This is a genomic window from Desulfoplanes sp. (genome assembly GCF_054921335.1).
On sequence record NZ_JBUDSQ010000030.1, the window covers coordinates 1 to 17,730 of the forward strand.

At 55.9% G+C, this 17,730-nt stretch carries 14 protein-coding genes and 1 tRNA gene; 3 read left to right on the plus strand and 12 right to left on the minus strand.

Annotation, left to right across the window (positions count from 1 at the left end):
• The 3 genes from ACY692_RS08255 to ACY692_RS08265 form a co-directional block, all read right to left on the minus strand.
• Positions 1–314 (minus strand): transposase (locus ACY692_RS08255; RefSeq protein WP_462324878.1); only part of this gene is annotated, 314 nt, incomplete at its 3' end.
• A gap of 115 nt (positions 315–429) precedes the next feature.
• The gene (locus ACY692_RS08260; RefSeq protein WP_462324879.1) at positions 430–1,980 is read right to left on the minus strand and encodes a Fic family protein; all 1,551 of its coding nucleotides are present in this window, start codon (positions 1,978–1,980) and stop codon (positions 430–432) included.
• A 196-nt stretch (positions 1,981–2,176) separates the two neighbouring features.
• Positions 2,177–2,326, minus strand: a complete 150-nt coding sequence (locus ACY692_RS08265; protein ID WP_462324775.1) for a hypothetical protein — start codon at positions 2,324–2,326, stop codon at positions 2,177–2,179.
• 146 nt (positions 2,327–2,472) lie between these two features.
• Between ACY692_RS08265 and ACY692_RS08270 the strand changes: the two genes are divergently transcribed.
• A complete protein-coding gene (locus ACY692_RS08270) occupies positions 2,473–3,042 on the plus strand; it encodes a DUF3089 domain-containing protein (protein ID WP_462324880.1) in 570 nt (189 codons plus the stop codon).
• 289 nt (positions 3,043–3,331) lie between these two features.
• On the opposite strand, the gene ACY692_RS08275 is transcribed toward ACY692_RS08270, so the two are convergent.
• Genes ACY692_RS08275 through htpG form a run of 4 tightly spaced genes read right to left on the minus strand, consistent with a single transcriptional unit; the run spans position 3,332 to position 9,159 of the window.
• Positions 3,332–5,299, minus strand: a complete 1,968-nt coding sequence (locus ACY692_RS08275; RefSeq protein WP_462324881.1) for a transglutaminase TgpA family protein — start codon at positions 5,297–5,299, stop codon at positions 3,332–3,334.
• A complete protein-coding gene (locus tag ACY692_RS08280) occupies positions 5,296–6,270 on the minus strand; it encodes a DUF58 domain-containing protein (protein ID WP_462324882.1) in 975 nt (324 codons plus the stop codon). The genes ACY692_RS08275 and ACY692_RS08280 overlap by 4 nt, the downstream gene beginning before the upstream one ends.
• Positions 6,267–7,184: an AAA family ATPase gene (locus ACY692_RS08285; RefSeq protein WP_462324883.1), complete on the minus strand. Its 918-nt coding sequence runs from the start codon at positions 7,182–7,184 to the stop codon at positions 6,267–6,269. Before ACY692_RS08285 ends, ACY692_RS08280 begins: the two co-directional genes overlap by 4 nt.
• A 52-nt stretch (positions 7,185–7,236) precedes the next feature.
• A complete protein-coding gene (gene htpG, locus ACY692_RS08290) occupies positions 7,237–9,159 on the minus strand; it encodes a molecular chaperone HtpG (RefSeq protein ID WP_462324884.1) in 1,923 nt (640 codons plus the stop codon).
• 252 nt (positions 9,160–9,411) lie between these two features.
• Between htpG and ACY692_RS08295 the strand changes: the two genes are divergently transcribed.
• Entirely contained in the window at positions 9,412–9,999 is a 588-nt protein-coding gene (locus ACY692_RS08295) for a hypothetical protein (RefSeq protein ID WP_462324885.1), read from the plus strand.
• Positions 10,000–10,209: 210 nt separating this feature from the next.
• On the opposite strand, the gene ACY692_RS08300 is transcribed toward ACY692_RS08295, so the two are convergent.
• Entirely contained in the window at positions 10,210–12,519 is a 2,310-nt protein-coding gene (locus ACY692_RS08300; protein ID WP_462324886.1) for a cysteine synthase, read from the minus strand.
• 506 nt (positions 12,520–13,025) lie between these two features.
• Here ACY692_RS08300 and trpB point away from each other — a divergent pair.
• The gene (trpB, locus tag ACY692_RS08305; protein WP_462324887.1) at positions 13,026–14,234 is read left to right on the plus strand and encodes a tryptophan synthase subunit beta; all 1,209 of its coding nucleotides are present in this window, start codon (positions 13,026–13,028) and stop codon (positions 14,232–14,234) included.
• Between the two features lie 234 nt (positions 14,235–14,468).
• Here the strand turns inward: trpB and ACY692_RS08310 are convergent.
• The 4 genes from ACY692_RS08310 to hslV all read right to left on the minus strand — a co-directional run bounded on the left by ACY692_RS08310 (position 14,469) and on the right by hslV (position 17,690).
• A tRNA-Arg gene (locus ACY692_RS08310) sits at positions 14,469–14,546 on the minus strand.
• Between the two features lie 93 nt (positions 14,547–14,639).
• Entirely contained in the window at positions 14,640–15,521 is an 882-nt protein-coding gene (gene argB, locus ACY692_RS08315; RefSeq protein ID WP_462324888.1) for an acetylglutamate kinase, read from the minus strand.
• A 233-nt stretch (positions 15,522–15,754) separates the two neighbouring features.
• Positions 15,755–17,128 (minus strand): ATP-dependent protease ATPase subunit HslU, encoded by a 1,374-nt coding sequence (hslU, locus tag ACY692_RS08320; RefSeq protein WP_462324889.1) that lies wholly within the window; start codon positions 17,126–17,128, stop codon positions 15,755–15,757.
• A gap of 10 nt (positions 17,129–17,138) precedes the next feature.
• Positions 17,139–17,690, minus strand: coding sequence for an ATP-dependent protease subunit HslV (hslV, locus tag ACY692_RS08325; RefSeq protein ID WP_462324890.1), 552 nt, complete (start codon positions 17,688–17,690; stop codon positions 17,139–17,141).
• Between the last annotated feature and the right edge of the window lie 40 nt (positions 17,691–17,730).

The window sequence follows — 17,730 nt, forward strand, 5'->3', positions numbered from 1 at the left end:
CACCTTCGTCGGAGATCGGCTATCTTTTCAGACGAGAACACGGCCTTGTCGCCACAAGCCAGCTTGAACCGCTCCCGCAGTGAGGCTGTGTCCCCATGGTCCACAGGAAACATACGCACCAGAAGGTGGAAGTGGTTGTCCATGAGGCAGAAGCCAAGAATTTCGGTGAAATAAATCCGGGAAAAATGAAGAATCAGGGACTGCAGCTTGTTCTTGTCGGATGCGTCAAAGGGGAGCCCGGCCAGAGCCGTACGGGAGATGACATGATAGACGGTCGGGGTTTCAGACACGAGAAGGCGGGGAATACGGGGCATGGCGACCTCCGGATCTCAGGGAATAGGTAGATGGCCTCCCGTAGCACAGCTGGAGAAAGAACGCCAGCATAGTTTGCCTGTCCCGGATGTTGCCGGATGTTGATGTTTAGTTTGACTATTGCCTCTTCTGTCCGAAAATCTCCTCGTATTTTGTCTCGATCACTTTCGTTTCAACTTCTGTCAGTTTTTCAAATTCGTTTTTTCTTGCTCGCTTTGAAAGTTTTCCATTGTTCTGGTTGAGAAAGCGAATGAGCAAATCAACAAGCTTGTCGGGCATTTCAACGTAGTTTTTTAAAAATTCGTCAAGCCTGTCGTATTTTTCAAGATGGTCCACTTCTTCGGGAAGGGTTTTGTTGACTGTTTCTTCAACACATTCCAGGAAAAACTCAGCTTGTTGTGTTGCATCAAAATAGCGATAGAGATTGATGGTCTGGTTCAACACCTCAATATTGTTTTTTTCCGTTGGCCGCCAATCGATACAATCGAGTCGCGGTTTTGAAAAATGCTCCAGAACCTTTCTATATGCCTCTATCCGATTCAAAATCACAGCCGATACCGGAAATATCAATCCTGTGGGGACAAAACCTCTTTCAGACAGGACGTGGTGAAACAAATAGCGATGAATTCTGCCGTTTCCGTCTTCAAACGGATGGATGAAAACAAAACCAAAGGCAATGATGGCCGCCGATAAAACAGGATCGAAATCATCCTTCCCGAGAAGCTCATACATAGCAATAAGACCCGACAACAGGGGTTTCAGATCATCTGCACGGGCGGAGATATGACTGGGCATGGGCATACCCGAGATGCGATCGTGTTCGCCGACAAATCCGCCTTCCTTTCGTAACCCCGGTGTTACAAAACGGCTATCCCGAATAACAATCTGCTGTAAGTATTCCAGCTCTGCAATGCTGAGCTTTCTTTTTCCTGCATCGCCTATGGCGCGCCCCCATCGCTCTATCCGGTTGTGTGGAGGGGATTCGCCCTCGATAGTGTATGATGCCTTTGAATCCTTCAACAAAAGAAAAGCGGCAGCCCGGCTTATGAAATCCGGATGCGTCTGCCCGATCCTTTGTAGGGCTGTTTCAGCGAACTGCTTCCCAATATACGTCTTAATCTTGTCTGTTTTTCGGATCAACGGACAAAAATTGCGTGTCCCCGGCAGGTTGTTACGAACCCTGTGGCGTTTGGATGGATACGGTTTCCCGCCATATTGCAAGGTATCATCTATGACAGGGACAAAGTTGCCTGTTGTCGCATCTTCAATATCGAGCACCTCATTACGCAACCATTCCCATAAAAACCACAATCTTCGGCTATAGCTGCCAGTAGGCTCCGCCCGAACGATCTCCTGAATTGTTGCGGCCCCTATTTTGTGGAACAAGGCGCTCAGAACGGCAAGGTCAACACCCTCGTATTTAAGGGCAAAAATCAAATGACCGTACATGGTCTCCCTCGGCGCATGGCGAGGTGTAAAAACATGCCAGCGGCCAAGGTCATATCTTCTATGCTTTGTTCCGATAGCACAGAGATAATCCGGCAAGGGAACCCTCAGATCATGAGCCTGGATCAAGGCGGCATATCCGGCCAGACGGCCCCCTTCCTCCAAAGCTGGAAAACCGTGAAAAACAGTGGGGAGATATGAAATGTGATTATATTGTATCATTTTTCATGAATTCTGGTTTGAATAATGAACCTTCAATGGCGTGAAAAATGATTATTGTCCATGAAAAATGATTACATAAAAATGTTTTCATGAAAAATGTTTTTTAGTGGGGACTGATGAGTATCCATGGAGGGGCGGAACCCGGCAGGATCTGATCGGGTTCTCTCTGCTGATCACCATAAACGAAATTTCGTAACTATTCAGCACCATAACTCGGCATGAGGCAGTGGCTTTTCCTGGGAACGCCGAGCGTCTGCTCGGCCTTTCGGACACTGCCTAGTGGTATATCGTCATCGTTGATCCGACGGTACCATTCTCCCTGTTTTCTGCCGGTTTGTACACGCATTGCCGAGCAGACGCTCGGCGTTCCCGGAAGGGACAAAACAGGATCGGGCTATTGGTGGCTGAATAGTTACGAAAATTCTTTACAGGGTGAAATCTTCGAGGGTCTCGAGAAAATCATCCAGCGTCTTCGCCCGGAAAGCCTTTTTCATGAGCACCTTCAGGTTGTCATTTACAGGGAATATCATCCTCGCCAGCCACAGCCAGGGATCCAACGTGCTGCAAATGGTCCTTCTGGACAACCCGAACCTCCTCGACAAGGACAAGCTGGTGGCCGCTTACATGCCGGGATGGACCCTTACGGACGCGACGCTTGCGCAATTAGCCCTCCCCTTAGGCACATCTCCCACTCAGACAGGATGTGTGCTGGTCTGGAACACGGTGGGGCCAGGCGGGACGTCTCCCACCATGGGCAAGGGAGCCCGGTGCGTGAACCCTCTTTCCTGGACCACGGACACCACAACCTATCCGGCATCCATGAACAAGGGCGCCCGCATCGCTCTGGAAAACGGCGACAGCCTGAACATCGACCACTTCACATCGGCCCATGTAAACAGCATAGGCGGCCTTGAAATCCCCACACCGGCTCCTGAGATTGCACAACGATTGGACATGTCCATGGGCAAGGAGTGCTACCATCGCTATGACTATGATTTCTTCTTCTACAATATAAAAGACAACGTCGGGTCGCGATGCAAGGCCTATCTCGAGCGACAGTAACAAGAGTGTCCGTGGGTTGCAGTAGAACCGCGTCTATTTCCTTGTACACGTCTCCTACCATCATCTCGTCAGACCCTGCAGGCCTGCTGCTTTTCCTGGCCTCTTCCTTGTAAATGCCATAGGACACGAGCTGCACGGTCGGATCATTGTGCACTGTCTTGGAGGCACACCCCATAACGAGACCCATGGCCACGGTAAGGCAAACAAAAAGTTTTTTCATACCGGCATCTCCTTGCTCGCAGACTATTTGTTGTGAGGTATATATTGCGTAGGTTGTTTATTCCGAAATTCAAACCGGTTCTTCACATTTCTTCAATCGATTGAACCCTCTCACCTTCTCCCTGAATCTCTCCACATCCCCCTCGTATCCGTCCCCGCCCGGCCGGTACCGCAACGAGACGTACAGATCACGGATTGCTTCTATCTCTTCCGCCCTGTCAGGCATCTTCTTCATCAGATCACTCAGGTACGACACCGGAGGAAGTCCCTCTTCATTGGGCCACGCTGCCGTCTTTTTCAAAAATCGTTCATAAATGACAGCAACCTTGTCCCTGGGCATCCGCACAGGCCTTCCCAGATAAAGGAGCAGTCCCGCACCGAAACCGAGCACGGCCATCAGGCTCAGGATGATACCCGTGGAGATCCCCTTCCAGGTCCGGGCGAGGCCCAGAAATTCCAAAAGTCGCTTCTGCCGTTTGGCGCTGTAATCGAGAACCCACTGGTTCCAGACATTGTTCAGGGCGTCCCAGTTGAGGCGCAGGTGATTCCAGGCCCAGCGCAGGGCTCCCATGGCCGGGGCCTCCAGAATCGTCCCCACTTCTTCGGCAACAACGGCCTCGGCTCCCTGTTCGATGCGCAGCGGGGAGACGGCCGCCGTGGGATCGGTGCGGATCCATCCCGTATCATCCAGCCAGACCTCGGACCAGGCATGGGCGTCGGACTGGCGCACGATCATGTACTCACCCACCGGGTTCATCTCCCCGCCCTGGTAGCCCACCACCACCCGGGCCGGGATACCTGCGGCGCGCATCAGAAAGGTGAAGGCCGAGGCATAGTGCTCGCAATACCCCTTGCGCACATTGAACAGAAAATCGTCCACGGGATCGTCCATGGCGAGGAGGGGCGGATTCAGGGTGTAGAAGAACGCATTGGTTCTGAAATGGGCAAGGGCCAAGTCCACGACCTGCCTGTCGGAAAGAGCTGATTTGCGCCACGACAGGGCCAGTTCCCGCGCCTGTTCTCCCCCATAAAGAGGAAGAGCAAGCATGGCGTCCAGGTCCCCGGCCACCATGTTCGGGCAGTCGATACACGAGACCAGGGGATACCGGACCCGCTTTGCTATCTTTGCCGGGGCCTTCAGGGTGAGATCCCGTGACTGGACCACGGCCGGAGGAGCTCCCACGGGAAAATCCAGGGCAAACATCCAGGTCTGATCCGATGGCTCGGCCGTGACCGTATAGCGCACCGGGTCGGTAACATCCGGCTTCCAGCCTTCCATAGTCGAAAGTTCCGTCTGCGACCATTCCCGACCGTCAAACCGGGAGAGCACGAGGGTTCGCCAGTACAATGATTCCCGGCCAGGAATGCGATCCCCCTCGAAGCTGACCCGGAAGGCAATGGCCCGAGAAAACGCCAGAGCACTGATCCGCCCCGGAGACATGGCATCCGAAAGCCCGGTCACCCCGGCTGTCCGCGAGTCCTGGAAACCCCACAAACTCCCTGAAAAACGGGGAAAGAGTACAAAAAGAACCAGAGCCAGGGGCACTGCCTGCCCAAGAAGAAGAAAAATTTTTCTGAACTGCTCACCGGTCCGTCCGTGGACATCGTTGATCCGGATTTGCACCATACCCGCCAGGACCACACACACGATCATATACCCGGCCATAACCAGGGATTGGGAATAGAGAACATTGGTCAGGGTCAGAAAATAGGCCAGAAAAACCGTGACCATGCGGTCCCGATCGCTTCGTGTCTCCAAAGGCTTCAGGGCGAGCATGAGAGAAAGAAGTCCTACCCCGGCCTCACGCCCCAGGGAACCGGCAAAGCTCAGGGCCGCGCCTGCCGTACACGCCAGGGCCAGAGCGATGATCACCACACGGGGAAGAGGCCTCATCTGCCTGCGACGCATGAAAAACGCCGCGCCCCAGGACAAACCGCAGAACACGCTGATCCACACGGGTACCCGGACCACATGGGGGGCAAAGACAACGGCCAGGAGAACCAGGATCAGGTCGTCGACCTGAAAATGCTTGTTCATGCCTCGCCCTCTGTGCCTGCTCCCGTCCCATAGGCGGCAAGACGCATCAGGCAGCGATGCCTATGCTCCACGCCCCGGGCCACGTCCGAAACATGACCGGGCAGTTCCAGCCAATAGGGAGCGCCCCTTTTTTCGGCTGCCAGAATCATGGCGCAGAGCTGCGAGAGACGCTCTTCATCCGACCCTTGCACATCATCCCAGCGAATGCCCACATGGCGTCTGGTTCCGGTGACAAACTCCTTGGTCAAAAGTCCGGTCCCTTTGGACGAGGACTTCCAGGCAACGCGCTGCATGGGATCACCGGGCACGTACTCCCGGAGTCCTCCGAAATCATCGCTCCCGGGCCGCCTTCCCGATCCGTCATCCCGGCTCGAATCACCGGGAATATCCCGAGACACCAGGGAGACGGCTTCGGAAGGATGGGGAAAGACAGCGAATGTGCCGGCCACGGATACATTGGACCAGGCCCGAAAGAGTCCCAGAGGATAGGTCGTATGGATAACGATCCCGGGCAGGGGCCGGACGCCTCGCTGTGTTTTTTTGCCGGATGCACGGACGGACCTGCCGGTGCCCGGTTCGAGATTCACTCCGGAAGCGGCGGGAGTTGCTCCGGCCAGGGAGATCCGAATGTCCCGAAACGGCCGGGAGGTGGTCCGGCAATGCACGTTCACAAGACAGCGATCACCCGCAAAGGTCTCCCCGGTCTCGATGCGCGAAACCTCAAGCCCGCGAAGGTTCACATAGGTGTGAAAAATGGACACGAATCCCGTACTTGCCAGAAGAAAGGTCAGAAAAAAGCCGAGATTGTTGGTGTAGTTGATGGACCCGATGAGCAGGGCGAGAAGCAGGAGGGCGAACAACAACCCGAATTTGGTGGGAAGAATGAAGATGCGTTTGCGATCCAGGACAACGGGCAGCTCTGCCCGTGCCCGCTTGGCAAAGAATCGTCGCACCGGGCGAGGAGATTTCATACGGGAACCGGAACGGTGTTGAGGAGTTCGGTCACGTCTTCGGTCCGGACGATGGTCTGGCCCGCTGCCGGGGCCAGCCTGTGGGTGACCACATAGGGAAAAACCTCCTGGATATCCTCAGGCATGACATAGTCCCTGCCCCCACCAAAGGCCCAGGACTTGGCCCCACGGAGCAGGGCCAGGCCGGCACGGGGAGAGAGACCGGCCAGAAAACGGTCGCTCGTCCTGGTGACCGCCATAATGGTCTGGATGTATTCGAGAAGGATATCCGAAACATGGACCGAACCGACACGGTGCTGGAGATCCACAAGGGAATGTGCGTCCATGACCGGCTCGAGATCTCCGGGACCTATGCCGGAGGCATCATTGCGGAGCATGGCCCGTTCCGCCTCTGGATCGGGATAGCCCATGGTCAGCCGGAAGAGGAACCGGTCCTTCTGGGATTCGGGCAGGGCAAAGGTGCCTGCCTGCTCCAGGGGATTTTGGGTGGCGATAACGAAAAAGGGTTCCTCCAGGGGACGGGTGGTCCCTTCCACGGTTATCTGCCGCTCCTCCATGGCCTCGAGAAGGGCGGACTGGGTCTTGGGCGTGGCCCGGTTGATCTCGTCGGCCAGGAGCACCTGGGTGAACACGGGCCCGGGATGAAAGGTGAAGATGCCGGCATGCTGCTCGTACACGGACACCCCGAGAAGATCCCCGGGGAGCAGGTCGGAGGTGAACTGGACCCGGGAAAAATCGAGTCCCAGCACCCGGGCCAGACAATGGGCCAGGGTGGTCTTGCCGATACCGGGCAGGTCCTCGATGAGCAGATGCCCCCGGGCCAAGAAACAGGCCAGAGCCAAACGGATCTGCACCCGCTTGCCCAGAACCACCCTGCTGATTTCATCCACGGCCGAAACCAGGGCTCGATGCATAGCTCCCTTTTTCCTTGACGCCCCCGGAGCTCATGTCCGGGGGCGTCATTGACTACATCTTCTTGACTTCCTTGTACCAGCCACTGGACTGTTCCATGAGCTCGTTGATCCGACTGACCATCTTGTGGGGATCGGAGAGATACCCCTCCAGCAGGAGCGAGGACTCATAGAGCTGCTCGATGCACGACCCAAGATAAGGGTCGTTCTCGTCGGTATTGAAAATGGCGATCATATTCCTGACCAGGGGATGGTCTCCATTGATCTCCATGGCCTTGCTGGGGATGGAATCTTCCTTGTCCCCGCCGCCCACGAGCCGCATGATCTTCTGCATGTGCGAGCTCATGGTCCCGTCGGGGCTGACCAGACACGCCGGGCTTGAGGTCAGGCGGCCGGACAGACGGACCTCGGTGATCTTCTCACCCAGGGTGTCCTTGATCTTCGCAAGGAGCTTGTCCAGAGATTTGGAATCATCCTTGGACAATTCCTCGACCGGCTTTTCCTCATCCTTGGACATGTCCGCGAAATCATCCAGATTCTTGAGGTCCGCTGTCTCAGCGGCCTTGAGCTTGAATTCTTCAAACTCACCCACGGCCTCCAGGGCAAATTCGTCGATGGGCTCGTAAAGATAGAGCACCTCGAGCCCCTTCTTCCTGAAGATCTCGAAATGGGGGTTCAGCTCCACGGCCTCCCTGCTCTGGCCGGAGATGTAATAGATCTCCTTTTGTCCGTCCTTGGCCCGGGCAATGTAGTCGGCCAGGGAGGTCAAGCCGTCCTTGTCCTCGTGGATGGACGAGTTGAACCGGAGCAGTCCGGCGAACCGGTCCTTGTGGGCAAAATCCATGTACCCCATCTTAAAGATCTTGGAATGTTCCTTCCAAAACGTGGCGTACTTGTCCGCATCGCTCTTGGCCATCTTTTCCAGGGTGGACAGGATCTGCTTGGTGATGGTCGACTTGATCTTGGCGACGACCCTGTTTTCCTGCAGGGTTTCACGGGAAATGTTCAGGGGCAGGTCTTCGGTGTCCACGACCCCCTTCATGAATCCGAGATACTGGGGAAGGAGGTCCTTGTTCTCCTTCTGGATGAGGACCCTGCGCACATAGAGATCGAGCCCGTACTTGTCCCGTTCTTGGTTGAAGACGTCGTGGTCCTTGGTCGGCACGAACATAAGGGCCTTGAACTGGACCGGGGCGTCCACGGAGATATGCAGAGTGTCCAGGGGGGGCTCACTGTCATAGGTCAGGAACTTGTAGAACTCGTCATACTGCTCCTGCTTGACCGAAAACTTGGGTTCCCGCCAGAGGGCCGTGACCTGGTTCACGGTCTCCTCGCCCAGCTTGATGGGAAAGGAGATGAAATTGGAGTGGGTCTTGATGATATGCTTGATCCGGTCTTCGGTGGCGTATTCCTTGTATTCTTCCTTCAGATGGATCTCGATGGTCGTGCCCCTGGAAACGGTCTCGTCCAGGGTCTCCACACCATAGGAGCCCAGGCCGTCCGAGGTCCAGCGGACCGATTTTTCGTCATCCTTGTAGGACTGGGAGGTGACCACGACCTTGTCCGCAACCATGAACACGGAATAGAATCCCACACCGAACCGGCCGATAATGTCGCCGGCGTCCTTGTTCTCTTCGCTCTCCCTGGCCATGTTCTCCAGAAACTGCTCGGAACCGGAGTGGGCGATGGTCCCTAGGTATTGAACGATCTCGTCCCGGCTCATACCGACACCCGTGTCCTTGATGGTCAGGACGTGTTCCTTGTCATCGGCCGTGAGGGTGATCTCCAAAGGAAGCTCCGTATCCCTGACCCCGGTGCCCCTGCTCGTCTCGAAACGGAGTTTGTCCAGGGCGTCGGAAGCGTTCGACACCAGTTCACGCAAAAAAATCTCCCGGTTGGTGTACAGGGAGTTGGTGATGATATCCAAGAGCTTCTTGATCTCGGTTTTGAATTCGCAATGTTCCTGTGCAGCAGCCATAGTTTCTCCTTGTGTTACTGACTGTAGACATAAAAAAGACGGTCGCTCACAACATAGGGGGGATCGTGTCCGTGACCGACCACCCCGTTCGGGCTGACCGCCTCTCCGTATTACCCAAACCGTCCCGTGTGGAACGGAAGCGAGCATTTTGATAAAACCGATCCACAGGAAGTCAATATTTACGAGCGGTCATTCTTTGTATAATGACACGTTTTTTGCCCGGACCCCAACACACAACCCCTCCATCTCCCCATGGCTTTTCTTACCGATTATTTCGCCCCCCTTCTGGAAAAATACCGCAATCTGGTCCGCTACGCCGAAACCAGGGCCAAATACCAGGCCTCGGTCGTATGCAGGATCCACGAAACCCTTGTCTCGGATAATCTTTTCGAAAAAGGGATCGGCTATGCCGTCGTCAGCAGAAAGCTGGTCAGCGGAGAGATCGCAGCCGGGGTGTTCAGGCTGGATGTTTTTTGTCTCGGGGTGCGGAGGGCATATGCCAACGTCATGGATGAAAACACATACCAAGAACGTATCCGCAGGACCGACCGGGAAGCGGGGCTCGTGTCCATCCATCCTGCCTGCTGCTGCAAGCTGGTGGGACAATGCGTGGATTTCGCCCTGGACCTCGGCTTTGCCCCACACAAGGAGTACGATCTGGCCCGGGCCATTTTTGGGGAGGTGGACCCGGCCGTCTGCCCCAAACGGTTCACCTTCGGCCGGAACGGCCGCCCCGCCTTCATCCCCCAGGCCGAGGACGATCCCGCCAGATGCCGGAAGATTCTTGATCTTCTCAAGAATGTGTGCGGGGTGGATGGGTTTGATTACAGCAGGGATTGATCAATGGGTTATTGTGGCGATTGTCTGCCCTTTTGGGTGACCCACGGTCTGTTGCAGGCACAAAGTGTTGACGCGCCGTGGACGGACAATTTTTCCTGTCTCCCGTCTCCCGTCTCCCGCGCCCCGCTGTCTCCCGCGCCCCGCTGTCTCCCGCGCCCGGTCATCCTATCGCACTGAAGGGCAGATATGGAATCTGCCCCTACGGGGTCATCATTTATCCTGCCTGTACACCCTCGCCCCTTCCTTCGCGTCTACGATGCGGTATCCGGCCTCCGCAATCTGGTCGCGGAGGGCGTCCGCTGCCTTGAAATCCTTCTTTTCCCTGGCCCGACCACGTTCCTCGAGCAATTCCTTGATTGCAGCACCATACGTGTCCTCTCCCAGCGGGATCATAGACCGGTCCACGATCCGCAGCACCTTGTCCATGGATTCCAACTGGTCCTTACAGGCCATGGCCCCGGCTCGGTTCAGCCCGCCCGCGGCATACAGATGATTGATGGTCTTGCAGAACCGGAGCAATTGCGGCCAGAAATGGTGGAGACCCAGATCCGCGTCAAAGGCATCCCCGAATCCCTGTTTGAGATCAAAGAGCCCCTGCTCGACCTTCTGTCCGACCCCTCCCTTGTCCGCAAAGCACCCCGAAGAGAGGGTGACCATCAGATCCTGAACATGGCTCCAATTGCGCTGCCACATGACCAGGTTGTCCCGGGATGCCGTCAGGGGTTTGTGGTACGAAGCCGAAAGCAGCCACATTCTGACGGCCCGGGGGGAAATGCCCAAGGCGAGGCATTCCTCGATATCGCACAATGAAAACTCTTCTGATTTACGGTCAACGGAATGGGAGACCATCCATGCATCGACCCCGGCCTTACGCTCCACCGCCCAGATGGACCGCAGGTTCTCCAGATGGGGAAAGACCTGGTTGGTCCCGGCCAGGCAGATCCCGATTTCCTCGAGAAGGTCCGCCCCGATGCCGGCCATCTGCAGATACCACGACGGCCTGACATTCCCCCACCGGGTTTTGAGACAGGTCCCTTCCTTGAGATCCTGCAGGGTGGCCCGTTTGAGCAGGGTAAAATCCCTCGGGTTCTCCTTGACGTAGTCCGTGAGATCCACGGTCTTGCCGAGACTCAGCTTGTTCAGATCGATGCAGCTCAGATCCCCATAGTCCTTGTCGCGCATGATATCGAAATACACGGACCTGAGCTTTTCGTAGGCCAGTCCCTTTTCCAGGAGTTTTTCACACAAACCGACCATGGTTCCCACATGGTTGCCCGCGGCCTCGAACACGGTCTCTTCCCCGACCCCGAGCAACCGGGCCCGGCTACGGACCGCCTCCATACGCGATCGGCTGAACGCTTCACGGGGCACACGCGATTCCCTGGCACCGAGAACGGTCCGGTCATCGTAATCGGCAATCCCGACCACGGTCCTGGCACTCCCCCCCCTGGAAACCATGTACCTGCGCACGATATCCAGAAGAACCACCCGTCTCCATGGCTCGAGTTCGCTGATCCGTTCCAGGCTCGGGCCAAAGGTGAACAGCCCAACGGTCTTGTTCGAGGCTGTGGGATAGACCAATGTTTGGGTCCTGGTATCAAGCAGCCCGATCCCCTTCTTGGCCGGCGGGGTGAACAGCGAAGTGGACAGGTATCTATCCCCACCGTCAGGCAAAATGCACACTATCAGCCCGGATTCAAGTTCCCGGGCTACCTGCGCCGCCCCGGCCATGGCCGCACCACTGCTCATGCCGGCAAAGATCCCTTCCTTGCGGGCCAGATCCCGGCACATGGCAAAGGCGTCCTCGTCGTCCACATGGATGATCCGGTCCGGGACATGCTTGTCATAGATACCCGGGGGATAGGATTCCTGCATGTTCTTGAGCCCCTGGATGCGGTGCCCGGCGTAGGGTTCCACTGCAACGACATCGATGGCCGGGGCGAGCTCCTTGAGCCGTTTGCAGATACCCATGGCCGTGCCCGAGGTCCCCAGACACACGACCACATGGGTGACCTTTCCCGCTGTCTGGTCCCAGATTTCCTGACCGGTTCCCCGGTAATGGGCCCCGATGCATGCGGGATTGTTGTACTGGTCCATGAGCACATAGGTGTCCGGCTCCTCACGCGCCAACCGGTAGGCCTCCTCGATGGCCCCGTCCGTTGCCAGGTGGCCGGGTGTCAGGTGGATATCCGCGCCATAGGCCCGTAAAATTTTTTTGCGCTCTTCGGACGCCGATTCCGGCATGAGCAGCATGAGCCGGTATCCCTTGACCGCGCAGACCATGGCCAGCCCGATACCGGTATTTCCCGAAGTCGGCTCGATGATGATCTTGTCCGTGGTCAGAATGCCCTGCTTTTCCGCATCCTCGATCATGGCCAGGGCCACCCGGTCCTTGATGGAGCCACCAGGATTGGTGACCTCCATCTTCCCGGCAATGGTCACCAAGGGATTGGGATTGAGGCGATTGATACGGATGAGCGGGGTCTGGCCAAGGGTCTGGAGTACGTTATCGTGGATCATGGTCCGTTCCCGGTGTTATGAAAATTCGAAAAATTGCAGGAGGGCAGAGATCCAGAAAATGCCAAACCGACATCCTTTCCGCCCGTACTCTCCAAAACCTCTTAACTCTCTTAACTTACTTAAATTACTAATATTTCGACACATTTCGGTAAATTCCTACAATCCCCAACGCTGATTCTTGCAAAATGCACCTGAATAGTTACGCCTCCAACAAGGTAAGCAAAAGACAAAGCACACCTTCTATCCCCAAACGCACCGACACGCAAACAACCACCCCCATAGGTTCTTGACAGATGCCTGGATCTGGGACAATTAGCTTCCAATGAACACGACAACTACCCATACTTCCATGACCAATTCTTGGTGGTGGCTCTGGAAGACAGAGCCGCGGCAATTTGGTATGGTGTAGATCAAGACAGGGGATCTCTGGAACAATACCGCGGCAGTGTAGACTGACCGCGGTTTTTTTATGCCCGGTCCGCACGGCCCAGATCAAGGAGGCAAACATGCAATCCACACCCAAGGCGGATGGTTTTTTCGGTGAGTACGGCGGACAATTTCTTCCCGATTCCATCAAGGACATCCTGGACCAACTGGCAGCGACCTTTGTGTCCTGCAAGGACGATCCGGGATTCATCCAGGAATTCGAATCCTATCTCAAGGACTACTCCGGTCGCCCCACCCCACTCTACCTTTGTGAAAACCTGACCAGAGAACTGGGCGGGGCAAAGCTCTATCTCAAACGCGAGGATCTCAACCACCTGGGCGCCCACAAGATCAACAACACCATCGGCCAGATCCTCCTGGCCAAACGGATGGGCAAAAAAAAGATCATCGCCGAGACCGGGGCGGGACAACACGGGGTGGCCACCTCGGCCACGGCCGCCCTCATGGGCATGGAATGTACCATCTACATGGGTGCCGAGGACATCAAAAGGCAACGGCTGAACGTCTTCCGTATGGAGATGCTCGGGGCCAGGGTGGTCCCGGCAAAGAGCGGTCAGCAGACCTTGAAGGAGGCCGTGGACGAGGCCATTGGTGCATGGGTCGAGGATATCGACAACAGCTTCTACCTCCTGGGCTCGGCAGTGGGTCCGCATCCCTACCCGACCATGGTCAAGTATTTCCAGTCGGTGATCAGCAAGGAGACCCGGGAACAGATCCAAGAAAAGGAAGGACGACTGCCCGATTATCTGGTGGCATGCGTGGGCGGGGGGTCCAATGCCATCGGCATGTTCGCCGAATTCATAGGGGATGAGAACGTCAAACTCCACGGGGTGGAACCGGCGGGCAAATCCATGAACCTGGGCGACCATGCGGCCAGCCTGACCACAGGAACCCCCGGCGTACTCCACGGATTCAACTCGTACATGATCAAGGACGCGGAAGGCGATGCCGGACCGGTCTATTCCATTGCCGCCGGACTGGACTACCCAAGTGTCGGTCCTGAACACAGTTTTCTCAAGGATCTCGGCCGGGCCGAATATTTCACCGCAAGCGATCAGGACGCGGTGAACGCCTTTTTCACCCTGTCCAGGAGCGAAGGGATTGTTCCGGCCCTGGAGTCTTCACACGCCCTGGCCCATGCCGTCCGCCTCGTCCCAACACTGGGCAAAGACCGGATCGTCGTGGTCAACCTTTCAGGCCGCGGGGACAAGGATGTGGCCCAGATCGAGGAGATGATCACCGCCGGAACGATCGCAAAACCTGAATAATGGACAGCCTTCTGGACAAAAAAGGGGCGCTCCGATCGTTCGGAACGCCCCTTTTTTATTGCTCTTCCCGGAAGGTGGTGGGTTGCAGAACAAATCTTACCGGACAACCAACCATGTTTGTAATTATTCAGACCAAAATTCTACTATTACAGCAGGGAAAAATTTACCGTCAAATCTAAATGCTGATCAAAAAAATCCGGTACCTATTTAAGATACCGGATTGAAGCGTCATCTTGGTGCCCCCGCCAGGACTCGAACCTGGGCTAACCGGGATTAGGAATCCCGTGCTCTATCCGCCTGAGCTACGGGGGCAACATCTCGAAAAACGAGGAAGTTGACTATACGGATCCCCCCCTACTGTCAAGAACATTAGGGCCGATTTCCCAGCAAGACGAGGTGTTCTTCTCATCCGTCAACAATCTGGGTACCGATGCCGCCCTTGGTGAACATTTCCAGAATGATGCAATTTTCCTGGCGGCCGTCCAGGATATGGGCCTTTTCAACTCCCGATTCCACGGCCTCCATGCAGCATTTGACCTTGGGGATCATACCGCCGGTGAGCAGTCCTGAATCAAGGGCCGTGGCCGACTCCCTGCGGTCCAGGGTGGAAATACGCTCCTTCTTGCCGTCCAGGATCCCGGGGACATCGGTGAGCAGCACCAGTTTCTTGGCCTGCAGGGCCGCGGCCACACCGGCGGCCACGGAATCGGCGTTGATATTGTAGGTCTCCCCCTCTTCGTCCACGCCCACCGGGGCGATAATGGGGATGAATCCTTCGCGCTCCAGGGAACGGATGAGCGAGGTTCTGATCTCGACGACCTCCCCGACCTTGCCCAGATCGATGATCTCGGGCGGAGCGTCATCACGCTGCACGGCCATTTCCAGCTTTCTGGCCCGGATGGTCTCCCCGTCCTTGCCGGAGAGGCCGACGGCCCTGCCCCCGTTCAGATTGACCAGGTTGACGATCTCCTTGTTCACCTTGCCCACAAGGACCATTTCGACCACATCCATTGTCGCCTGGTCAGTCACCCGGAGCCCCTCCTTGAACTGGCAGGCTATGCCCAGTTGGTCGAGCATGTTCCCAATCTGGGGACCGCCCCCATGGACAATGACCGGATTGATCCCAATATACTTGAGCAAAATGACGTTCAGGGCAAAACTCTTCTTGAGCTGCTCGTCCTTCATGGCATGACCGCCGTACTTGATGACAACGGTCTGCCCGCAAAACTCCCGAATATATGGAAGGGCCTCCAACAAGACCCTGGCCTTGGAAATATCCTGCTCCATCCTCACACTCCTTGTTGCAGTTCCGATCAAAACACAGCTGGTGCAATAGTCTGGAATAAAGGACCGGAACCTTGAGTACCGAACAACACATTTAAGAAATTGGAGGCTTTAAGAAATTCAAGAGATTGGAAAAACAGACAGCAATGTTTTTACTCTCTAAAATTTCGAAAATTTACAAAATATGTAATTCCATATTTCGGAACGACATTCTCCATAGGACTGTATTGAAAACATTAGAGAATATATCTTGATAAATCCCTGTCTTCCTTCACGTCCTTGAGCTGTTCACGCACGAATTCCGGATCGATGACCACCTTCTCCCCGGTCCGGTCCGGAGCATCAAAGGACAGATCCGAAAGGATCTTTTCCATGATCGTGTACAGCCTTCTTGCTCCGATATTCTCGGTCTCTTCATTGATCTCCTGGGCGAACCCGGCCAGTTCGAGCAGTGCCTCGTCCGTGAATTCGATCTGCACCCGTTCCGTGGCCAGAAGACCGATGTACTGGGTGGTGAGGGCATTCTGGGGCTCGGTCAGGATGCGGTAAAAATCTTCTTTGGTCAGGGCTCTGAGTTCCACCCGCAGGGGGAAGCGTCCCTGGAGTTCGGGGACGAGATCAGAGGGTTTGGACATATGGAAGGCCCCGGCACCGATGAACAAAATATGGTCCGTGCGGATCATTCCATACTTGGTGTTGACCACGCATCCCTCGACAATGGGCAACAAATCCCTCTGGACCCCTTCGCGGGACACGTCCGCCTTGGATGTCGCCTGGCTTCCCGAACAGATCTTGTCGATTTCGTCAACGAACACGATGCCGGACTCTTCAACCCGCTCCTTGGCAATTTCCGTGACCTTGTCCATGTCAACAAGTTTTTCGCTCTCCTCCTGGATCAGGATGTCGTAGGCATCTTTGACACGGACCTTCTTGGACTTACGCTTCTTGGGAAAAACACGGCTGAGCATATCCTGCATCTGCATTTCCATGCCTTCCATCCCGGGGATGGCCATGACCTCGACATTCCCGCCGGAAGTGGTCACGTCGATCTCGACCATACGATCGTCGAGTTTACCGTCGCGCCAGAGTTTGCGCAATTTCTCCCGGGTACTGTCCTCCCCCCCATCCAGGGGGATGGATTTGTTCGCCGTTGTTTCCCCCGGACCATAAGCGGGCTGGGCTTCCTGTGAGTTTTTTCGGGGCAGGAGCAGATCCATCAGACGCTCCTCGGCATTGGCCTCGGCCTTGATCTTGACCTTCTCCGCCTCTTCCTTACGGACCATGGTGATCCCAATCTCCATGAGATCACGGATCATGGATTCAACATCACGGCCCACATACCCGACCTCCGTGAATTTGGTCGCCTCGACCTTGAAAAAGGGGGAACCGGCGAGGCGGGCCAAACGGCGGGCTATCTCGGTCTTGCCAACACCGGTGGGGCCGATCATGATGATATTCTTGGGCACGACCTCGTCACGCAGGTCATCGCCCAACTGTCGCCTGCGCCATCGGTTGCGCAATGCAATGGCGACCATCTTCTTGGCCTCTTTCTGGCCGATGATGAATTTATCCAATTCGGAAACTATTTCCCGTGGGGTCAACGTACTCATGTGATCCTCTTTACTCCTCTTTATGGGCCACTTCGACGACGATATTGTCGTTGGTAAAAACACAAAGTTCGGAAGCGATTTCCATCGCCTTGGTCACGATCTCCTCGGCAGGCAAATCCGTATTGCGCACCAGGGCCCGTGCAGCGGACAATGCGTATGGGCCTCCGGAACCGATGGCCACGACACCGTCATCGGGTTCGATCACATCGCCCGTTCCGCTCAGGATGAGCATATGCTCGGCATCGGCCACCAGAATCATGGCCTCCAACCGTCGCAAATACTTGTCCATCCGCCAATCCTTGGCCAGCTCGACACTGGCCCGCACAAGATTGCCGGCAAACTCTTCGAGCTTGGCCTCGAAACGTTCCAAGAGCGTGAACGCGTCCGCTGTGGCCCCGGCAAACCCGACCATGACCTTATCCTTATAAACCTTGCGTACCTTTCTGGCACCGTGCTTCATGGCCATGGCCTGACCAAGGGTAACCTGACCGTCACCGGCCATGGCCACACCGGTCCCGTCCTTGACCGCCAGAATGGTCGTTCCGTGCAGTTCCTGTGTCACGATATGTCCTCCGTCCAACATGGCTCACGTATCCATGAAC